This window comes from Sphingopyxis sp. BSNA05 (assembly GCF_013265645.1).
Lineage (GTDB): Bacteria > Pseudomonadota > Alphaproteobacteria > Sphingomonadales > Sphingomonadaceae > Parasphingorhabdus.
On record NZ_PYIA01000023.1, the window covers coordinates 1 to 17,366 of the forward strand.

The window sequence follows — 17,366 nt, forward strand, 5'->3', positions numbered from 1 at the left end:
TTAACGGGCAGCGATCACCAAAGCCGACAAGGCGGGAGACGCCTTTCGATTGATTAGTTTAGGACATCTACTAAACGATCAATATGCTGATTCTGACCTATCTGAAAATGATGTGGCGATTTTCGCCAGCCCGCTCGCTGCTCTTTGCCACTTTATTGTTATTGTCGAGCGTGACCCAGGGCATCGGGCTGGTCCTTCTTGTCCCCCTTTTGGCGGCGCTGCAGAAATCCCAGACCGAGACGTCCGGTGTCGTCGCCATGATCGTCGAGGGGCTGAGCTTTGTCGGCGTTCCGATCACGCTCGTCGGACTTCTGAGTACCTTTCTGGCGCTGAACATTTTGCGCGCATTCATAAGTTACAGCCAGACAATTGTGTCCGAGCGCTTTCGACTGGAACTGCTGGACGACCTGCGCACGCAAAGTTTCAATGCGATGCTTGAAGCACGCTGGGAATGGCTGACCACCCAGAAAAATCCGACATGTCGAATTTGCTGATAACCGAGATCAATCGGATGGGAACCGCCTTGATGTTTTCCGTTCGCTTCATTGTCTCTGCCTTTTCGATCACGGCCTATATCATTGTTGCTGTCAGCCTTTCCCTGCCGCTCACGCTGGCTGCGATGATCTTGGGTGGATGCCTGTTCTTTGCCATGCGGCGCCAGCACAAGCTTGCCCATGATCAGGGAAAGCTGCTGAGCGTTGCCAACCGGCGGGTCCAGCAAACGGTCGAGGAAGGTCTGTCCGGAATCAAGCTGATCAAGATTCTCAGGAGCGAGAGCCGTCAGAGTCAGCTGATGCTGGAAATACGCACCCTGTTGCGCAAACGGTCCTTGCAATTCACCCATTTGAACGCAGCGATGACCGTCATCTTCCAGATATTGGTCGCGCTGGCCATGGTGTTGCTGCTCTATGTCGGAGTTACGTCGTTCGAACTAAGCTTGCCCACGCTGCTCATTCTGGTTCTGATATTTTCGCGGCTCTCTCCGCAGATTCGGGAGATACAAAACCAGATCAACAACATCCTGCATTCCGATTCCGTATTGTCCAACTACACGAATTTGATGCGCGACGCCGGTGCGGCGCACGAAGAAACGCTATCGGAAAATCTGGGCGACAAAATCAAGTTCACCAGGTCCATCAAATTGTCCGGTGTGTCCTTCAGTTACCGCACTCGCGGGATACCGTCGCTGCGTGACATCGACATCGAGATTCCATGCCGGAAAACCACTGCGATAATGGGGACGTCGGGATCGGGCAAATCGACGCTGGCCGATCTGATCATGGGGCTCCTGACTCCCGACGCGGGGACGATCGAAATCGACGGTGTTCTGCTCGATGAAGAAAACCGGCTGAACTGGCGTAAATCCATCGCCTACATGCCGCAGGATGTTTTTCTGTTTCATGACACGATCCGCAACAATCTTCTGTGGGCTGACGAGAATGCCACGGACCAGGAACTGGAAATGGCTTTGAAATTTGCATCCGCGGAGTTCGTTTTCAATCTGCCCGACAAACTCGATACCGTGGTTGGCGATGCCGGGCAGCGCCTGTCAGGTGGTGAAAAACAAAGAATTGCCCTGGCGAGGGCGATCATCCAGAAGCCGGAACTGATCATATTGGACGAGGCCACCAGCGCTCTCGACCTGGAAAATGAAGCCCGTATCCGTGATACGATCGACAAGCTGCATGACGATATCACGGTGATTGTAATCGGTCACCGCCTGCCGACGCTGGAAAATTCCGACCAGTTGATCGTATTGGAAGACGGGCGCGTCAAGGAGTCCGGAAAATGGTCCGAGATCATGGACAGCAGCGGCTAGAAGTCAGGCGAAAATTGCACCGGTGAACTGCGCTTCGGAAGGATATTATCCCTTCCACAACACCCGATAGAGATCGAAGCGCCGGTCCTTGAGATTCTGTACCGCGCCGGATTGCCGGCTGGTCAGCAGGCTGGTCATCGACAGATCGGCAATCGCGATGGTCTCGGTGTTCGGCGCCGTATCTGCCGCGACGCCGTCCCGCGCGAACGGAAAGTCGGATGGCGTCAGGATCGCGCTTTCGGCATAATGAATGTCCATATTCTCGACATTGGGCAGATTGCCGACCACGCCCGACATCACGACATAGCACTGGTTTTCCACCGCGCGCGCCTGACAGCAGTAACGCACGCGCAAATAGCCGCGCCGTTCGTCGGTGCAGAAGGGCACGAACAGGATCATCGCGCCCTGGTCGACCAAATGGCGGGCCAGTTCCGGAAATTCGCTGTCATAGCAAATCATCACGCCGATCGGGCCGCAGTCGGTGGGAATGGCTTCGGCGCCATAGCCGCCCTTGATGTTCCACCAGCGCACTTCGCTGGGCGTCGGATGGAGCTTGTCCTGCGTGTAGACCGCGCCGTTGCGCAGAAACACGTAAGAGATATTGCGGATATCGCCATTTTCCATGCGCGTCGGGTGCGAGCCGCCGATGATGTTGATATGATAGGAAACCGCCAGCTTCTCCATCACTTCCTTGAACCGCTCGGTATATTCGGCGATCTTCTCGATCGCTTGTGCTGGCTCCAGTTTTTCGCCTTCGAGGGAAAGCAATTGCAGCGTGAACAATTCGGGGAATGTCACAAAGTCCGCGCCATAATCGGCGGCGACATCGACGAAATATTCAACCTGCTCTTCAAAATCGGTCTGCGAGGCAATCTTGCGCATCTGGAACTGGACGGTCGCTACGCGCACCGACTGGGGCAGGCGGTCATGCGGGGTCTGAGTCACCAGCTTGGCCTCGGCGGCCAGCGGATTTTCCCAGAACATATGCACCGCGTTGCCGGCGGATGCCTTGTCGCTCGGCATATAGTCCTTCAATATCCCCAGCGGAACAAAGCCCTGATTAAGCTGGAAATTGATCACCGGATCGCGGAACTGTTTGTCAACCACGGCCGCCAGATAGTCCGCCGGATCGGGATATTTGCGTTTGCGCCGCGCATAGCCGGGCAGCGTCCGCCAAAGATGATGCCCTTCAGCCCCAAATGCTGGCAGAGTTCCCGGCGCACCTTGTAGAAGCGCAGTCCGATGCGCAGCCGCCGGTAATCCGGGTCGACGCTGACCTCCATGCCGTAGAGGATCTCGCCATTCGGATCATGCCGGGCAGCAAAACCGCCGCCGGTAATTTCCGCCCAGCTATGCGCTGCACGCGCTGTCTTTTCGGAAATCTGGAATGTCGCGCAATGGCCGACAATCTTGCCTTCATATTCCGCGACCAGCTGGCCGTCGGCGAAATTGTTGATCTGGCCGCGGACTTCCTCGGCGGTGTAGCCTTCGCCCTTGCCGTAAACCTTGCGGGACAGGGCAGAGATCTTGCGGGCATCTTCCAGTTCCGCCATGCGGATGATGAGCTTGGGTTTTTCTGCGGTCATCAGCGCCCATTAGCGGGCTTTTAAATGTTGGGAAACAACTGTTGTACGGGTCTCGCTGAATAGTGCGGTGCGGCGGGCCTCAAAAACCTTGAACCGATCCACCGTCGACCTGAATAGCGGTTCCGGTCATATAGCTTGACGCTTCAGATCCCAGAAAGACCGCCAGATTGGCGATCTCTTCAGGCCGTCCAATCCGCTGCATGGGAATTTGCGCAGCGAGGGCTGCGGAAATTTCCTCTATGCTCTTGCCGGACGCTGCGGATTGCTGTTCGAAAATCTGCGCGATGCGATCCGTCTGGGTGAAGCCCGGGCAAACGGTGTTGACCAGCACATTGTCGGCTGCAACCTGGTTTGCGAGCGTCTTGGCCCAGCCCAATACGGCCATACGAATGCTGTTGGACAGAGTGAGTCCCGGAACAGGCTGCTTCACTCCGGTCGATGAGATATTGATGATCCGCCCCCACTTCTGTGCCTGCATATGGGGCAGCACCAGCCGGGTTGCGCGGATCACGGATTTCAGCGTCAGCTCGACGGCCTTGTCCCAGTCCTCGTCACCCAGATCGACAAACAGTCCGGGCGGTGGGCCACCGGCATTGTTCACCAATATATCGATGCCGCCGAATTCTTGCGTTGCTGCGGCAACGACCCGCTCGATATCGTCCGCTCTGGAGACATCCCCGGTTAGCGTCAGGCAGCCCGGCATCTTTGTCGCAGCAGCGTCGAGCGCTTCCTGTGATCTCCCGCAAATGGTTACATTTGCGCCGCATTTGTGAAATCCGGACGCGGTCGCCAGTCCAATTCCCTTGCTGCCGGCCGTAACCAGCACATTCTTGTTGTCGAGGTTCAGTTCCATGGCAGGAAAGGTGCCGGAAAGAGATGCCGCTGTATACTATCATTGCAGCTAAAGAGGTTGGGCTATCGCGCTCTCGCCAATCGCGATTAGCCGGCCCCGGCACCAGGGCATGCCCTTTTGGTGCTTGCCAGAATTCGCTTCAATCAGGTGTGAAGTGAATTCTGGCATCATCATGGTTGTCTTGACGTTGAGCCAAGCTAGTTGCGCGACGGATATATCCCGACCGTTGCGATGCACCAGCGGATCACCTGGTAGGGTGACTGCTTCTGAACCGTTTGATTTCCTCCCGCATTATTGGTGATAACGGTTCCGGTATCCATGTTCACCGCTGGAGCGCCGGTATGATATATTGTCGCGCTCCCCGTCGTTGCCAGACTGTTGCTGTTGGGGTTCGCGGTGTCGCCCGGCAAATTGCTGGCTCTCATCGTGCCGATATGGTTGTGACTGGGCAAGTTGCCGACATTCAGCGTAAACGTGGTAGCGCCTGCACGACTTCCGAGGGGATAGGTACCGAGCCCTGGCGCATTGCCGTCGCTGATTGGACGTCTTCCGCGCAGATCGGGCAACGCAAATGTTGTTCTTCCATCGCCCCCATAGATGGTGCCCAACAGCGAAAACAGGGCGGTATGTTGGCTGATAGGCAGCAAAGTGCCATTCGCTCCCAGCCAGCCTCGCGGACAAAAATTTCCGGCAAAAGCCGATACCTGTGCAATATATTGGGTGCCAGCCTGAGCGTGAGCCGGCGCGGCGGTTGCCAACGAAATGCCGCCCAGTGCGAACGTGATTGAAATGGTTCTAGTCAATTTCATGAGGAATTTCCTTTCACTCGATAACTGTAAATGAGGGTGTAAAAACCCTCTCTATTAGTTGCGTGAAGGGAATGTGCCTTGCATGGCTACGCACCAGCGCATGACCAGATAGGGAGACACCTTGTTAACCGGGAGACTGCCTCCGCTATTATTGATAACAACGGTTCCGGTGTCCATGTTTACCGCTGGAGCGCCGGTGTGATAGATTGTCGCACTCCCCGTCGTCGCCAGACTATTGTCGTTAGGATTTGCAGTATCGCCTGGCAAATTGCTGGCTCTCATCATGCCGACATGATTGTGGCTCGGCATGGTTGCTGTTGTCAGAGTGAATTGGGTGGAGCCACCTTTTGCACCCTGCACGGGATAGGGTGGCAACCCTGGTCCGTCTCCGAGACTGATCGGTGCGCGGCCACGCAGATCGGGCAACGCGAATGTGGTTCGTCCATCGCCACCATACATCGTGCCCAGTAATGAGAATAATGCAGAATATTGGCTGATGGCAAGCAAAGTGCCGGACGCTTCTCCCCAACCGCGTGGACAGAAATTTCCGCCAAAAAGCATCATTTGGCCGAGTAATGGATCCGCTTGTGCTTGAGCCGGTGTCGAAATTGTAAATGTGGCTGCAATGGCGGCTGCGCTTGCTGCAAATAGTTTCAATCTTTTCATGATTAACCCCTCCGATAGTCTGTTGACAACTGCGCGACCCCCTTTGATGTCACTATAGTAAGTCGGAAGATTCTCCAAATATAGGACATGTATATTTACACTGTGATATATCAGTTTACATAGATATCCAGGAGGTAGCAGAAAAATTTTACTGATTTTTGCGATGTAAATGAGTGTAAATAAAGGGGCTATACTGGGGTGTGTGATTGCCTGAGCGTAAAGGCCTGACGATGATATCCGATTTCCGGTAAACGCGCCCAACAGTGGGCACGCTGACCCCCGCCTGGTGCGTTGCGCGGACAGGATTGAATCAAGGGACGCCGTGTCATCCGGCCATTCACGGCCGGCAATATTTACTCGGTCGCCGCGCTCAACTGACCGCTAAAATAAGTGGCCGCGCTGATGAAATTGCGAACTTCTGCCGCCAGATTGCCCTGGGCCAGACCTTGGTCGGCAATGATGATCCTGGTCAGATAGGGTCGCCCGTCTTCCAGTATTCCACTATTCACGAAGAGATGAGAGCGCTGAAACGGCGGCACAATATTCTGCAAGTCGACCTTCTGGCCATCCAGACTCCAGCTGGTTAGCAATTGCAACGCCCTGCACTGCAAGGGTTCCTGTTGGTCACATTGACGAAAGTGCAGGGTGAACTGCAGGCCATTTGGCGCAAAGGCAGTGATGATCATCTCGCCCGTGGGCGTTATGCTGGCCATATGATTGCCGGTGACGGTTTTCAGCGTAGGATCAATCGTATCCGCATTGAAATGAGGGATGATTTTCGCGGGATCGATGGTTTCGTCCGGCAACGGTTGTGCGGCTAGCGGGCTCATATTGGCAATGCCGAATGCCAATATTGTCGAAATAAGGATTTTCCGCATGCAAATTTCCATTCTTCCTTGCCAACCGATATAGTGGTTCAAGGCGGATCCTAGTGCGTCGATCGCACGAAGGGAATAGGGCTGGTGAACTGTTTCCAGTTGCCGGAAGGGATCTACTATAGGGCCCTATAATATATGTTGGCTGGAGTGGGCGTCGGGGCAGCTATATTGCCAATATATAAATGTTTCACAAAACAGGCCGCGCTTGTGCCTGAAAAAGGGCGTTGCGCACCATGGCCGGCGCAGCGGAGACGGCAGTCTTTGTCTTCAGACACCGCAGTTGTTTGTGCCGATCAAGCCAAGTCGCCGGTTCCGGTTGAAGTGCTCAACCGGTCAGGGTCCAGTCGCGCAGTGAAGATTTTAGAGTGTCGAACATGACCGGCTTGGCGATATGGCCCTGCATGCCGGCCTGCATGCAGCGTGCGATATCTTCAGGATATGCGTTTGCCGTTATCGCCAAAATCGGCAATTCCTCTTTCGGATAGCCTTTCTGGCGAATGGATTCGGTTGCTTCATATCCGTCCATAACGGGCATTTGCACATCCATGAGCACGAGATTAAATGGCCTGTTTTCTTCTGCGGCGGCTTCCACCTTCGCTATGGCATCCGCGCCATTGACCGCCAGCACCGGCTGATATCCGAGCTTCTTGATCATTTCTGCGATCAGGATCTGGTTGATATCATGGTCTTCGGCGATGAGAATCTTTCCGTTGCCAACTGGAGCAACGGGGGAGTCGTCCGGATCATTTGTAGCGGTCATCGGTTGTTTTCCTTTTGATTTTCCCGTCCCGGCAGAGGAGGCTGCCTCTGTTCCCGCGGGAAACTGGACGGTAAAGGTCGTGCCTGCTCCTTCGTTACTGTCGACAGTAATCGTGCCCCCCATGATCGAAGCCAATTGTCTGCTGATCGTCAGGCCTAGGCCGCTCCCGCCAAATATCGACGATGTTTGAGGAGACGCCTGTTCGAACGGCGAGAAATAGCCTCGAGGCGATTGGATGGGATACCGATTCCGGTATCCCTGACCATGACCTGCATTTCCATCTTGTCGGCGGCGGCCTGTTTGGCCGTGGCGGACACCGAGACCGAACCGCTGCTGGTGAATTTGACGGCGTTGCGAGAATATTCAATATGATCTGACGCAAATGATTGGCGTCCGCCAACACCATTTCCGGTACATGATCATCAATTTCCAGCTTGAGATCGAGCTTCTTCTGGTCGGCAATCGGGGCCATCAGATGGACACAGCTCTGCAGCACATGCTGTGTCGACATTGGCGCAATATTGCTTTTTCCCGACCAGCCTCGACTTTCGAGATGTCGAGAATATCATTCAGCAGCCGCATCATGGCGTTGCCGGAATCCAAGATCATCTGCGCGTGATTTTTTCTTCTTCAGGGAGGTCGGCGTCGAGCAGCAGCTGGGTAAATCCCAGGACACCATTCATCGGGGTCCGGATTTCGTGGCTCATATTGGCAAGAAAGCGGGTTTTGGCATCGGCCGCTTCCTCGGCACCGACACGGGCGGCGATCAGTTTCTGTTCCATCTGCTTGCGAGCGGTTATGTCCCGGATGCTTCCGACGATGCCAAGGAAGCTGCCATCCTTTTCAGCCAGCCTGGAAAAGCTCAACTCTACGGCCAGGACGTCGCCGCTTGCATTGGCGATGGAGCCTTCGAAGCGGGCTCGCTGGATAGCTCCGCACCGGACCGGCCCGAGCTGCGTTTTCAAAGCCTCGAAATCCTCGGCTGCGAAGATCTCTCCCATGTCCCGTCCCAGACACTCTTCGGTCGGCAGACCCGTCAGCTTCTGCCACGCGGGATTGAGAAACAGCCATTGCAGGTCGCTGTTCGTCCGGAAAAGAACCTCGTTCATATTTTCCAGCATGGAATTGGAAACTTCGCGGTGGATACTGAGCGAGCGTCGGATGGACGCCTTCTCGGTCAGCATCGCCGCCGTGGGCATGCCAACTGCAAAGCAGCTCAGCAGAAAAAATTGCAGGATGAACAGTTTTGCGGTCAGGGAAAGATCGACCGAGTAAAAGGGGCCGGTCTCGAACGCCGCACCGATCACCACCACGATGGCGATCAGGACTATGGAAACCGAGGTGCCGGGTGTCCCCAGTCTGAAGGCATTGAGCAGTACCAGCGGCGCGACAAGAAAAAAGACGGGAAAACTGAGAACCCAGAAAATCGTCGCTGCGGCAATCAATGTGAATGACTGAATTGCGAGCCACTCCCATCGGTTGGCGCTGAACACCCAAATGTTTCGCGAACCATTGGACCGGTCCGCTCGCTTGAACGCGTCTATGGCCACCATGATCGCCGGGCTAAGCAAGATCATGCCGAGACCGTCGGTCGTGGTCCATTGGAGCCAGGACATAAGAAAACTTTGCCAAGTTCCCGAGGCAAACATCAGCCCGGCAAGGAAGCCGGAGGCGAGCGGGGCGACAAGTCCGCCAATCAGGCAGAATTTGCCCAGATCCCAGATCCGTTGCATGTTCGGTCTGGTCGCCCCCAGCTTTTGCATGAGAAACCAGATCAGGATGATTTCGAACTGGTTGATCGCGGCCAGTGCTGTTGCGTTCAAAACTGTATCGCCGGCTAGCAGATTGGCTGCAATATTCGCCAGAAACGCGCCCGCGAGATAATAGGGAACATGCCGTTTTGCCGACCGCAATATGACGGCTACCAGAACGGCATTGGCCAGCCAGACGACCGCAATGCGGCCTTCGTCCTGTGTCAGCATGATGCCACCCCAGGCCAGAAGACCGAACATCGCCGAGACCAGGATGATCGTTGCCACTGACGGGAAGCGTCGGAGTTGGGCTAGCCGGCCTGTCATCGGCAGCCGCGAGATATTTGTTTGTCCATCTTTGCGTAAACGGAGCAAAACCCGATTAACTAAGAAAAAACTCGAAGGTGGCCCGAATTCTTGCTCTGCCAGCCGTGAAGGCGAGGTCTCTAGAGCATGGGCCGGCCGTTATGGGCGAGGTCGACTCACCTGTCTGTCCCGTCGCCGCGCTGACGGATGGGTGGGGGTGATCCGTTCGATGGCTGTCTTCGCGAGATCATCCCGCAGCCTCCAGATTTAGCGGTTGTCCCAGTTTGCGAATTGCTGATTGCCGACAAAAGCGACTTCCTGAACACCGGCTCGCTTGATCATGGCCACCAGCTGGTCAAACCGTTCGTACCGGGCCCGGGCATCACTTTCGAAATGTAGCTGCGGCCCTGCCGGATTCTTTGCCATCATTTCCAGCCGGCCGCGCAACCGGTCACTGTCCATCGGTATGCCGTTCCATATGGCCGTGCCGGCAGAGTCGAGAAATAATTTGTTGGCCTCGGAAGTGCTGGATCCCGCAGTCCCGCCCGGCAAGTCTACAGCTACATGGTGGGTGACTGCCGGGATTGATAGCATCATCATCACCAGTAAAACGAGCAATACATCGATCAACGGCGTGATGTTGAGCTCGGCGAACGGCCTGTCCGCAGCGGTGGCTGATTTTTGGCGAAGAAAGTGCTTCCTGCTGCTCATTAGTTCTCTCCTGATTAATGATACGATATAACATATAGCATAACGTCGGGCAGATTTCAAAAAGCCGCTTGCCTTATTGGCCGAATGGGCCAAAAATGGCCAGCATGTCAGGGGAATTGGAAGCCATGGGAACCGCCATCGAAGGCGGCTTGATCGCCAAGGCGGTGGAGGATGAAAAAACCGGTGCATCGGGGGGCAAGGGCGGAACATGCCTTAACTGCAACGCGCTTGTAACCAGTCATTATTGCCCGGATTGTGGCCAGCCCCTGCATGTCCACCGTTCGATCGGTGCCTTTTGGCACGATATATTGCACGGCGTGCTGCATTTTGAGGGGAAATTCTGGCGGACATTGCCGTTGCTGGTCTGGAAGCCGGGTGATCTGACGCGTCGCTACGTACAAGGCGAACGCGCCAAATTCATCTCTCCGATGGCCCTGTTCCTCTTTTCCGTTTTCATGATGTTTGCGGTGTTTTCATTTATAGAAAATCCATTTTCCACTGAAGGCGATGGTAGCGAGAATGTCGGATTCAACAGTACGGTTACTGCCGAGTCTCAAGAACTTGAAGAGCGTTTGCAGGACAAGATCAAAGAGCTGGAAACGACAGCAGAAGAAGACAAGGCTGAAGTGCGGGAACAAATTCTCGACTTGAAACGCGACCGCAATGTCCTGGCGACCATGACGATGAGCGAGCTTCCCTATCCGGAAGCCGGAATGGGTGAGAATGGCGTGGGGATCGGTAATTTTGGCCTCGACGATGCACCAGTTGCAGACAGCCAAGCCGGTGCGGATGGAGAGGACATGGCTAGCGGCAATGGCAACCAGGTTGAGATCTGGGACGATTTCAAGGATAGTTCGATTGGCAAGATGCTGAAGGGAGGTCTCGAACGTGCTACCGAAAACCCCTCCCTGCTTCTCTACAAACTGAAAGCCAATGGCTATAAATTTGCCTGGCTCCTAATTCCGATTTCAATCCCTTTCGTGTGGCTGACACTGATCGGACGACGCGGTCTTCACTTTTATGACCACGCGGTTTTCGCGACCTATTCCATCGCCTTCATGTCTCTGTTGTTCGTGACCTGCGCCATATTGGCCGCCATCGGGGCTCCCGCGTCCGTCTGGGGGACCTTGCTGATATTCTATCCGCCTTTCCACATCTATCGGCAACTCAGGCATGCGTACAAGATGTCCCGCCCTGAAGCTCTGTTCCGGGTGTCGTTCCTGCTGATTTTCACTGTCATCAGTCTGACGCTATTTTTCGTTATTTTGCTGGCTCTAGGCATTTTGGGATAAAATCATGACCATGAATATCGATCGCCGCCAGTTGATGGCGCTGGGAACTTTTGGCCTTGGGGCGCTCAGCGTGCCGGCCTCGGCATCGCTGATAGGCGGAAAGGGATTTACACATGGCGTCGCCAGCGGTGAACCGGGACAGGATTCCGTGCTGCTATGGACGCGCTATGTCGGCAACGGAGACGCAAGGCTGACCGCGGAGATATCCGACAATGCCGATTTCACCGGCGCAAAAATGGTCGGCGAAGTGCAGGCAAAAGCCGAAAGGGACTTTACCGCCAAGATCACGGTGCAGGGATTGACCCCCGATAAATGGTATTTTTCCGCTTCGTCGGGCCGGACGGCTCCAAATCGGTCATCGGCCGGACCCGCACCTTGCCGCAGGGACCGGTCAAGAATTTCAATTTCGGCGTTGTCGGATGTTCCAACATGCCGTTCGGCTATTTCAACGCCTATGCCCATGCCGCGCAAAATAAAGATCTCGACCTGATCATTCACACCGGCGATTATCTTTACGAATATCCGATCGGCACCTATCCTTCCACGGAGGAGGCGCTGGCCGGCCGGAAAATCGATCCCGCCCACGAGATGGTCCAGCTCGCCGATTACCGGCTCCGCTATGCCGCCTATCGCAGCGATCCCGACCTGCAGCGCATCCATCAGGTTTTGCCGATGATACCGTCATGGGATGACCATGAATTTGCCAACGACGCCTATAAGGATGGCGCGCAGAACCATGATCCGAGCGAAGGGGACTGGGAAGTACGCAAGCGCGTTGCCGAGCGAGTCTATCGGGAGTGGATGCCGGTTCGAGATATGGAGTTCGGTAGCCCTCGCTGGCGCGAATATCAGATCGGCGATCTGGCGACCCTGTTCTTTACAGAGAGCCGGATTGGCGGACGCGACGAGCCGGTGGACCTGGCCGAAGCAATCAAGGGGCAGAAAGATGTCGCCGCGGCGCTCAAGGCGTTTCGCGACGATGTCTGGCAGGACCCGGACCGCTCGATGCTGGGCGATGTCCAAGAACAATGGTTCGCGGATGCGCTGCTAAAATCCAAGGCCTCTGGTACGAAGTGGCAAGTCTGGTCGCAGCAATGCGTCATGGGCGAACTGGTGCTGCCGCAAGATGCCAAAAACTGGGTGCCGGAAGATGCGCCGCCGATCGCGCAGGCACGCGTCGCGGTGGGCGCACTAGCCGCCCAGATTGGACTGCCGATCAATTTCGACAGCTGGGACGGCTATCCGCAGGCCCGCACCCGCTCGTTGGTCGCCGCGCAACAGGCCGATGCCGACTTGATCGTCCTGTCGGGCGACAGTCACAATGCCTGGGCTTTTGACCTGGGGACACAAGATGGCGCTGCGGGCGTGGAATTCGCCGGACATAGTGTCAGTTCACCGGGCTTCGAAGCCTATACCAAAGGCGTCAATCCTGACCTGGTGGCCAAGGCTGTGGTGGGGGCAAACAAGCAGCTGCAATGGGCCGACACCGAGCATCGCGGCTATATGAGCGTGGCGCTCACCCCCGACAAAGCAACTTCGACCTGGCATTTCCTCGATACGATCCGGAAGAAGTCCATCGCGCTGAGGGGAAGCAGAAGCCAGACGGTGCTCCGCGGGGCTCGCACGATAGCGTCCTGAAGCCCGTTCTAGTAGGCCGGATTGTGCCGGTTCAGAAATGCTTCGAGCTTATCCAGCCAATCCTTCTCGTTTTCGGAATCCGAAAAGCCGTGTCCTTCGCTTTCGTAAATAATATATTCTGCGTCCTTTCCGGCCTTCTCGAGTTCTGACCGGTAAAATTTGAACTGGCTGAAAGGGACGGTACTGTCTTTCTTTCCGTGGGCGAGCAGGATCGGGCGCTCCAGTTGCGCAGCAAGCCGGGCAGGGGAAACCGTGTCGAGATCAAATTCTTCATCTCCCCGTATTTCGTCTTGCCATTCCCTTTTATACCGGCTTCTCAAAAAGCGACCGTCATAACTGAGCTGTTTGTCCCAGTCAGTAACCCCGGCGAAGCTGGCAGCGCAGCGATAGCGCTCGGGATTTCGTGTGACGCCCCATATGGCCGCGTAACCGCCATAGGAGCCCCCGACGATGCAGACCCGGTCCGGATCAACAATGCCGCGGCCAACCAGCCAATCCATCCCGTCGTCGAGATCGTCCTGCATCGCGCGGCCGATTTCCCCCGAGCCTTTTTTGTAGAAAGCCTCCCCATAGCTGTCGGAACCCCGATAATTGGGTTGCAACACGGCATATCCGCGATTGGCAAGAAACTGTACTTCGGTGTTGTAGTCCAGCGTGTCCCGAACGCGAAAGGACCACCGTGCGGAAGGATGACGAGCGGCAAATTTTCGGCGGGACGGTTTTGGGCAGCGTGAGATAGGCCGGAATCGTGGTGCCGTCACGGGCATCATATTTTACATATTCCGTTCTGGACAGTTTCTCGGTGTCCAGCTTGTCGTTCAGGCTGGCAAACCATGCGAGTTTTTTGAGCTCGGGTTCGTAGAGATAATAGCTGCCCGGATCGGTAGAGGACGTCACATAGACGATCATGCGTTTGCCGTCGCGGCTTTTGGACTGGATCCACGCTTCCTGTCCCGGCAGGGCGGCATCCAGCTTCTGCTGATGTTCTGCAAGTTCGTCGTCAAACCATTTTACCCGGTCCCGGGAATCGGTAAAATAGACCGATTCCAGTGCGGTCCCGCTATCGTTGAGGTTGAACCCGGTAATGTCATTCTCGTCATGGCCAAATACCATTTCTCCAACTTCGCGGGTCAGATAGTTGAACTTGTAAAGCGCGAAGCGTCCCGTTTTCTCGTTGGACAGGATGTAACCTTCATCGGCTTCGGAAACGATATCTGTGATATCCAGCAGGGCTTCTTCCAGATCGTCCTTTTCCCTTATTTTCCCGATTTGCCTGAATTTCTCTCCGGCCGTCTTGCGATAGTAGATTTTCAAGGTGCCGCCGATCTGGCTCAGCCCCATTCTCACAACGCCGCTATTGTCGGCAATCCAGGTCCAAATCTGTGATTGCCTGCGGACCACACGCGTGGTTTCATTATTGGCGAGTTCGACACGATATACGGCGGGATAATCGAAAATGGACCGCTGCATGGAAAGCAGGATATATGTGCCGGTGGGATCGACATAGAGAACATTGTCCCCATCATATCCCTGCGTTTTCCGGCCCAGTGTAATGGAAACGCCGCTGCTCACATCCGTGACATACAGCCCCGTGTGCCTGCGCTGGCACGTGACGTGTCGACGACGGCAGACACGCCGAACAATATCTTGTTGTTGCCGGCCCACCGATACCAGCGAAGATCGACATTTTCGGGAATGGCTATGCGTTTCTTGGCATCACCATATAATACCGCAACGGTGAGATAGGATTTGCCGCCCAGTTGCTGCCGGTATACGACGCGCTCGCCGTCAGGAGATATTTTTGGATTACCGAAATGGCCCGGTTTCGCGAAAATTTTTGTCTCGATAATATCGGCGGATTGGGGCATTTTATTCGCCTGGTCTACAGTGGCAGTATCGTCCCGAGCCTGGGCCGCTGTAGTAAAAAGGCTGAAAATTACGATTGCTCTGACCACCTTAACAATAGGCAGTCCAGTTACACCCATTCTATTCATTCATCCCCCGCCCCGCAATATTCTCTGGCTCTCTTGAATAATCACCGGGGGCGCAGAAATAAACCCGCAAACTGAAAGTCTTGATGGATAAACAATTGTTGGGAACCTGGGTGGGGAGGGATGCTCCATTCCCGTGACGCGATTTTGTCTTTATCCAACGCCATGTCCGTTGCGCACAATTCCCACCGACTAGCACTCGACATTCGCGTGAAAATTACGCAAAGCGGGGGCCCTGTAATATTTAACGCAAGAAACGATCAATAATGTCCGAAGAGTTTTACCGCATCAAGCGACTGCCACCCTATGTGATTGCCGAAGTCAATAACATGCGGGCAGCGGCGCGAGCGGCCGGTGAGGATATTATCGATCTCGGCATGGGCAATCCCGACCTGCCGCCACCGCAGCATGTCATCGACAAGCTTTGCGAAGTTGCGCAAAAGCCCGACGCGCACGGCTATTCGGCCTCGAAGGGTATTCCGGGTTTGCGCAAGGCACAGGCCAATTATTATGGCCGCCGCTTTGGCGTGGATCTCGATCCCGAAACCGAAGTCGTGGTGACGCTGGGGTCGAAGGAGGGCCTGGCCAGTCTGGCAACGGCGATAACCGCGCCGGGCGACTGTATCCTTGCTCCCAACCCGAGCTACCCGATCCATACATTCGGCTTTATCATCGCCGGTGCGACCATTCGCAGCGTGCCGACCACGCCCGACGAACATTATTGGGAATCGCTGGAACGGGCGATGGCCTTTACCGTGCCACGGCCCACTTTGCTGGTGGTCAATTATCCTTCCAATCCGACCGCGGAAGTCGTTGATCTCGCGTTCTACGAGCGGCTGGTGGCCTGGGCGAAGGAAAACAAGGTTTGGCTTCTCTCCGACCTGGCCTATTCCGAACTTTATTATGATGGCAACCCGACGCCTTCGATATTGCAGGTGCCGGGCGCGAAAGATGTCGCGGTGGAATTCACCTCGCTCAGCAAGACCTATTCGATGGCCGGCTGGCGGGTCGGTTTCGCGGTCGGGAACCAGACACTGATCAGTGCGCTAAGCCGGGTCAAAAGCTATATAGACTATGGCAGTTTCACGCCGATCCAGGCGGCGGCTTGCGCGGCGCTCAACGGTCCTCAGGATCAGGTCGCGCAAAATCGCGAACTCTATCACAAGCGTCGCGATGTGCTGGTGGAAAGCTTTGGCCGGGCGGGCTGGGAGATTCCGCCACCCGCCGCTTCGATGTTCGCCTGGGCTCCCTTGCCGCCGCAACTGGCGCATATGGGCAGCCTCGAATTTTCCAAGCAGCTGCTGACCGAAGCCGGTGTCGCGGTAGCGCCCGGCGTCGGCTATGGCGAGGATGGCGAGGGGTTTGTCCGTATCGCGATGGTCGAAAACGAGCAGCGCATTCGTCAGGCCGCGCGCAATGTGAAGAAATATTTGCAGAAAATGGGTGTCAATACGCCGGGGCAAAGCGAAGCGATTTGATGGCGCATCCGGCGACTGGCAGGCGTGAATTTGCGCTGGGAATGATCTTGTGATCGACCTCTATTTTGCGCCAACACCCAATGGCTGGAAGATTTCGGTCATGCTCGAGGAGGCCGGACTCGACTATAATCTCAAATGGGTGAATATCGGGGCAGGCGAGCAATTCGAACCGGATTTTCTCGCGATCAGTCCGAACAACCGGATTCCCGCGATCGTCGATCATGATCCGGCGGATGGCGGCGAACCCGTGAGCGTTTTCGAGACCGGTGCGATCCTGCTTTATCTGGCGGACAAGGCGGAAGATTTTCTGCCGCATGATCTGCGCGGACAGATTGCTGCGACCGAATGGCTGATGTGGCAGATGGGTGGGCTGGGGCCGATGATGGGCCAGCATGGCCATTTCAAACTCTATGCACCGGAACGGATCGAATATGCGACCGAGCGCTATCGCAACGAAGTGCTGCGACTGTTTGGCGTGATGGACCGGCGTCTGGCGGACCATGACTATCTCGCGGGCGAAGATTACAGCATCGCCGACATGTCCTGCTTCCCCTGGGTGCAGACTTACAAGCGTCAGGAAATCAACCTCGATGACTTCGCTCATGTGAAGCGCTGGTATGAGACGCTCAAACAGCGCGAAGGTCTGCGCCGCGGGATGGCGGTCGGCCGGGACAAGATCAATCGCAATCCGCAGGATGATGCGCAGACGCGCAAAACCTTGTTCGGGCTGGAGGAATAGGTCGATCGCGCTGTGCTCCGCACCTGATGCGGAGCTCTCGATGCAATGCGCTGGCCGTCAAGGTTCCGCGTGAAGTGCGGAACACGAGT

19 protein-coding genes and 1 pseudogene are annotated in these 17,366 nt (G+C 55.6%); 8 read left to right on the forward strand and 12 right to left on the reverse strand.

Annotation, left to right across the window (positions count from 1 at the left end; all coding sequences use genetic code 11):
• Window positions 1-83 precede the first annotated feature (83 nt).
• Together C8024_RS02665 and C8024_RS02670 are read left to right on the forward strand one after the other, a co-directional pair.
• Complete coding sequence (locus C8024_RS02665) at window positions 84-494, forward strand: hypothetical protein (protein ID WP_173202849.1); 411 nt, start codon at window positions 84-86, stop codon at window positions 492-494.
• Window positions 495-526: 32 nt separating this feature from the next.
• Entirely contained in the window at window positions 527-1,819 is a 1,293-nt protein-coding gene (locus tag C8024_RS02670) for an ABC transporter ATP-binding protein (protein ID WP_254305491.1), read from the forward strand.
• A 45-nt stretch (window positions 1,820-1,864) separates the two neighbouring features.
• Here the strand turns inward: C8024_RS02670 and C8024_RS20780 are convergent, their stop codons facing one another.
• The 10 genes and pseudogenes from C8024_RS20780 to C8024_RS02720 form a co-directional block, all read right to left on the reverse strand.
• The gene (locus tag C8024_RS20780) at window positions 1,865-2,926 is read right to left on the reverse strand and encodes a carbon-nitrogen hydrolase family protein (RefSeq protein WP_367947110.1); all 1,062 of its coding nucleotides are present in this window, start codon (window positions 2,924-2,926) and stop codon (window positions 1,865-1,867) included.
• Window positions 2,896-3,405 (reverse strand): GNAT family N-acetyltransferase, encoded by a 510-nt coding sequence (locus tag C8024_RS20785; protein WP_254305485.1) that lies wholly within the window; start codon window positions 3,403-3,405, stop codon window positions 2,896-2,898. Before C8024_RS20785 ends, C8024_RS20780 begins: the two co-directional genes overlap by 31 nt.
• 79 nt (window positions 3,406-3,484) lie before the next feature.
• On the reverse strand, window positions 3,485-4,258 hold the full coding sequence (locus C8024_RS02680) for an SDR family oxidoreductase (RefSeq protein ID WP_173202851.1): 774 nt from the start codon (window positions 4,256-4,258) through the stop codon (window positions 3,485-3,487).
• 197 nt (window positions 4,259-4,455) lie between these two features.
• A complete protein-coding gene (locus C8024_RS02685; RefSeq protein WP_173202852.1) occupies window positions 4,456-5,067 on the reverse strand; it encodes a phage tail protein in 612 nt (203 codons plus the stop codon).
• A 54-nt stretch (window positions 5,068-5,121) separates the two neighbouring features.
• Entirely contained in the window at window positions 5,122-5,733 is a 612-nt protein-coding gene (locus C8024_RS02690; RefSeq protein WP_173202853.1) for a phage tail protein, read from the reverse strand.
• A gap of 353 nt (window positions 5,734-6,086) precedes the next feature.
• Complete coding sequence (locus tag C8024_RS02695) at window positions 6,087-6,611, reverse strand: hypothetical protein (protein ID WP_173202854.1); 525 nt, start codon at window positions 6,609-6,611, stop codon at window positions 6,087-6,089.
• Between the two features lie 325 nt (window positions 6,612-6,936).
• The gene (locus C8024_RS20790; protein ID WP_367947117.1) at window positions 6,937-7,494 is read right to left on the reverse strand and encodes a response regulator; all 558 of its coding nucleotides are present in this window, start codon (window positions 7,492-7,494) and stop codon (window positions 6,937-6,939) included.
• Window positions 7,486-7,688: pseudogene (locus C8024_RS02710) on the reverse strand (ATP-binding protein); the annotation flags it as partial. The pseudogene C8024_RS02710 and the gene C8024_RS20790, both read right to left, overlap by 9 nt.
• 288 nt (window positions 7,689-7,976) lie before the next feature.
• Complete coding sequence (locus tag C8024_RS02715) at window positions 7,977-9,410, reverse strand: MASE1 domain-containing protein (protein WP_173202856.1); 1,434 nt, start codon at window positions 9,408-9,410, stop codon at window positions 7,977-7,979.
• 285 nt (window positions 9,411-9,695) lie between these two features.
• On the reverse strand, window positions 9,696-10,139 hold the full coding sequence (locus tag C8024_RS02720; protein ID WP_173202857.1) for a biopolymer transporter ExbD: 444 nt from the start codon (window positions 10,137-10,139) through the stop codon (window positions 9,696-9,698).
• A 125-nt stretch (window positions 10,140-10,264) separates the two neighbouring features.
• Here C8024_RS02720 and C8024_RS02725 point away from each other — a divergent pair, with 125 nt between their 5' ends.
• The 3 genes from C8024_RS02725 to C8024_RS02730 are packed head-to-tail and all read left to right on the forward strand — an operon-like array spanning window position 10,265 to window position 13,069.
• Window positions 10,265-11,431, forward strand: a complete 1,167-nt coding sequence (locus C8024_RS02725; protein ID WP_254305496.1) for a DUF3667 domain-containing protein — start codon at window positions 10,265-10,267, stop codon at window positions 11,429-11,431.
• A gap of 4 nt (window positions 11,432-11,435) precedes the next feature.
• On the forward strand, window positions 11,436-11,921 hold the full coding sequence (locus tag C8024_RS22765) for a PhoD-like phosphatase N-terminal domain-containing protein (RefSeq protein WP_367947111.1): 486 nt from the start codon (window positions 11,436-11,438) through the stop codon (window positions 11,919-11,921).
• A complete protein-coding gene (locus tag C8024_RS02730) occupies window positions 11,861-13,069 on the forward strand; it encodes an alkaline phosphatase D family protein (RefSeq protein ID WP_367947112.1) in 1,209 nt (402 codons plus the stop codon). Before C8024_RS22765 ends, C8024_RS02730 begins: the two co-directional genes overlap by 61 nt.
• A gap of 8 nt (window positions 13,070-13,077) precedes the next feature.
• Here the strand turns inward: C8024_RS02730 and C8024_RS02735 are convergent, their stop codons facing one another.
• The gene (locus C8024_RS02735; RefSeq protein ID WP_173202859.1) at window positions 13,078-13,839 is read right to left on the reverse strand and encodes a prolyl oligopeptidase family serine peptidase; all 762 of its coding nucleotides are present in this window, start codon (window positions 13,837-13,839) and stop codon (window positions 13,078-13,080) included.
• Window positions 13,840-14,050: 211 nt separating this feature from the next.
• On the opposite strand from C8024_RS02735, the gene C8024_RS02740 reads away from it, so the two are divergent.
• A complete protein-coding gene (locus C8024_RS02740) occupies window positions 14,051-14,455 on the forward strand; it encodes a hypothetical protein (protein ID WP_173202860.1) in 405 nt (134 codons plus the stop codon).
• A 182-nt stretch (window positions 14,456-14,637) separates the two neighbouring features.
• Here C8024_RS02740 and C8024_RS02745 read toward each other — a convergent pair whose 3' ends face one another.
• Complete coding sequence (locus tag C8024_RS02745) at window positions 14,638-14,937, reverse strand: hypothetical protein (protein WP_173202861.1); 300 nt, start codon at window positions 14,935-14,937, stop codon at window positions 14,638-14,640.
• Window positions 14,938-15,326: 389 nt separating this feature from the next.
• Here C8024_RS02745 and C8024_RS02750 point away from each other — a divergent pair, with 389 nt between their 5' ends.
• Both C8024_RS02750 and C8024_RS02755 read left to right on the forward strand, forming a co-directional pair.
• Window positions 15,327-16,538 carry an LL-diaminopimelate aminotransferase gene (locus C8024_RS02750; protein WP_100093917.1) on the forward strand — a complete coding sequence of 404 codons (1,212 nt, stop codon included), beginning with the start codon at window positions 15,327-15,329 and terminating at the stop codon, window positions 16,536-16,538.
• Window positions 16,539-16,587: 49 nt separating this feature from the next.
• Complete coding sequence (locus tag C8024_RS02755) at window positions 16,588-17,277, forward strand: glutathione binding-like protein (protein WP_173202862.1); 690 nt, start codon at window positions 16,588-16,590, stop codon at window positions 17,275-17,277.
• Window positions 17,278-17,366 lie beyond the last annotated feature (89 nt).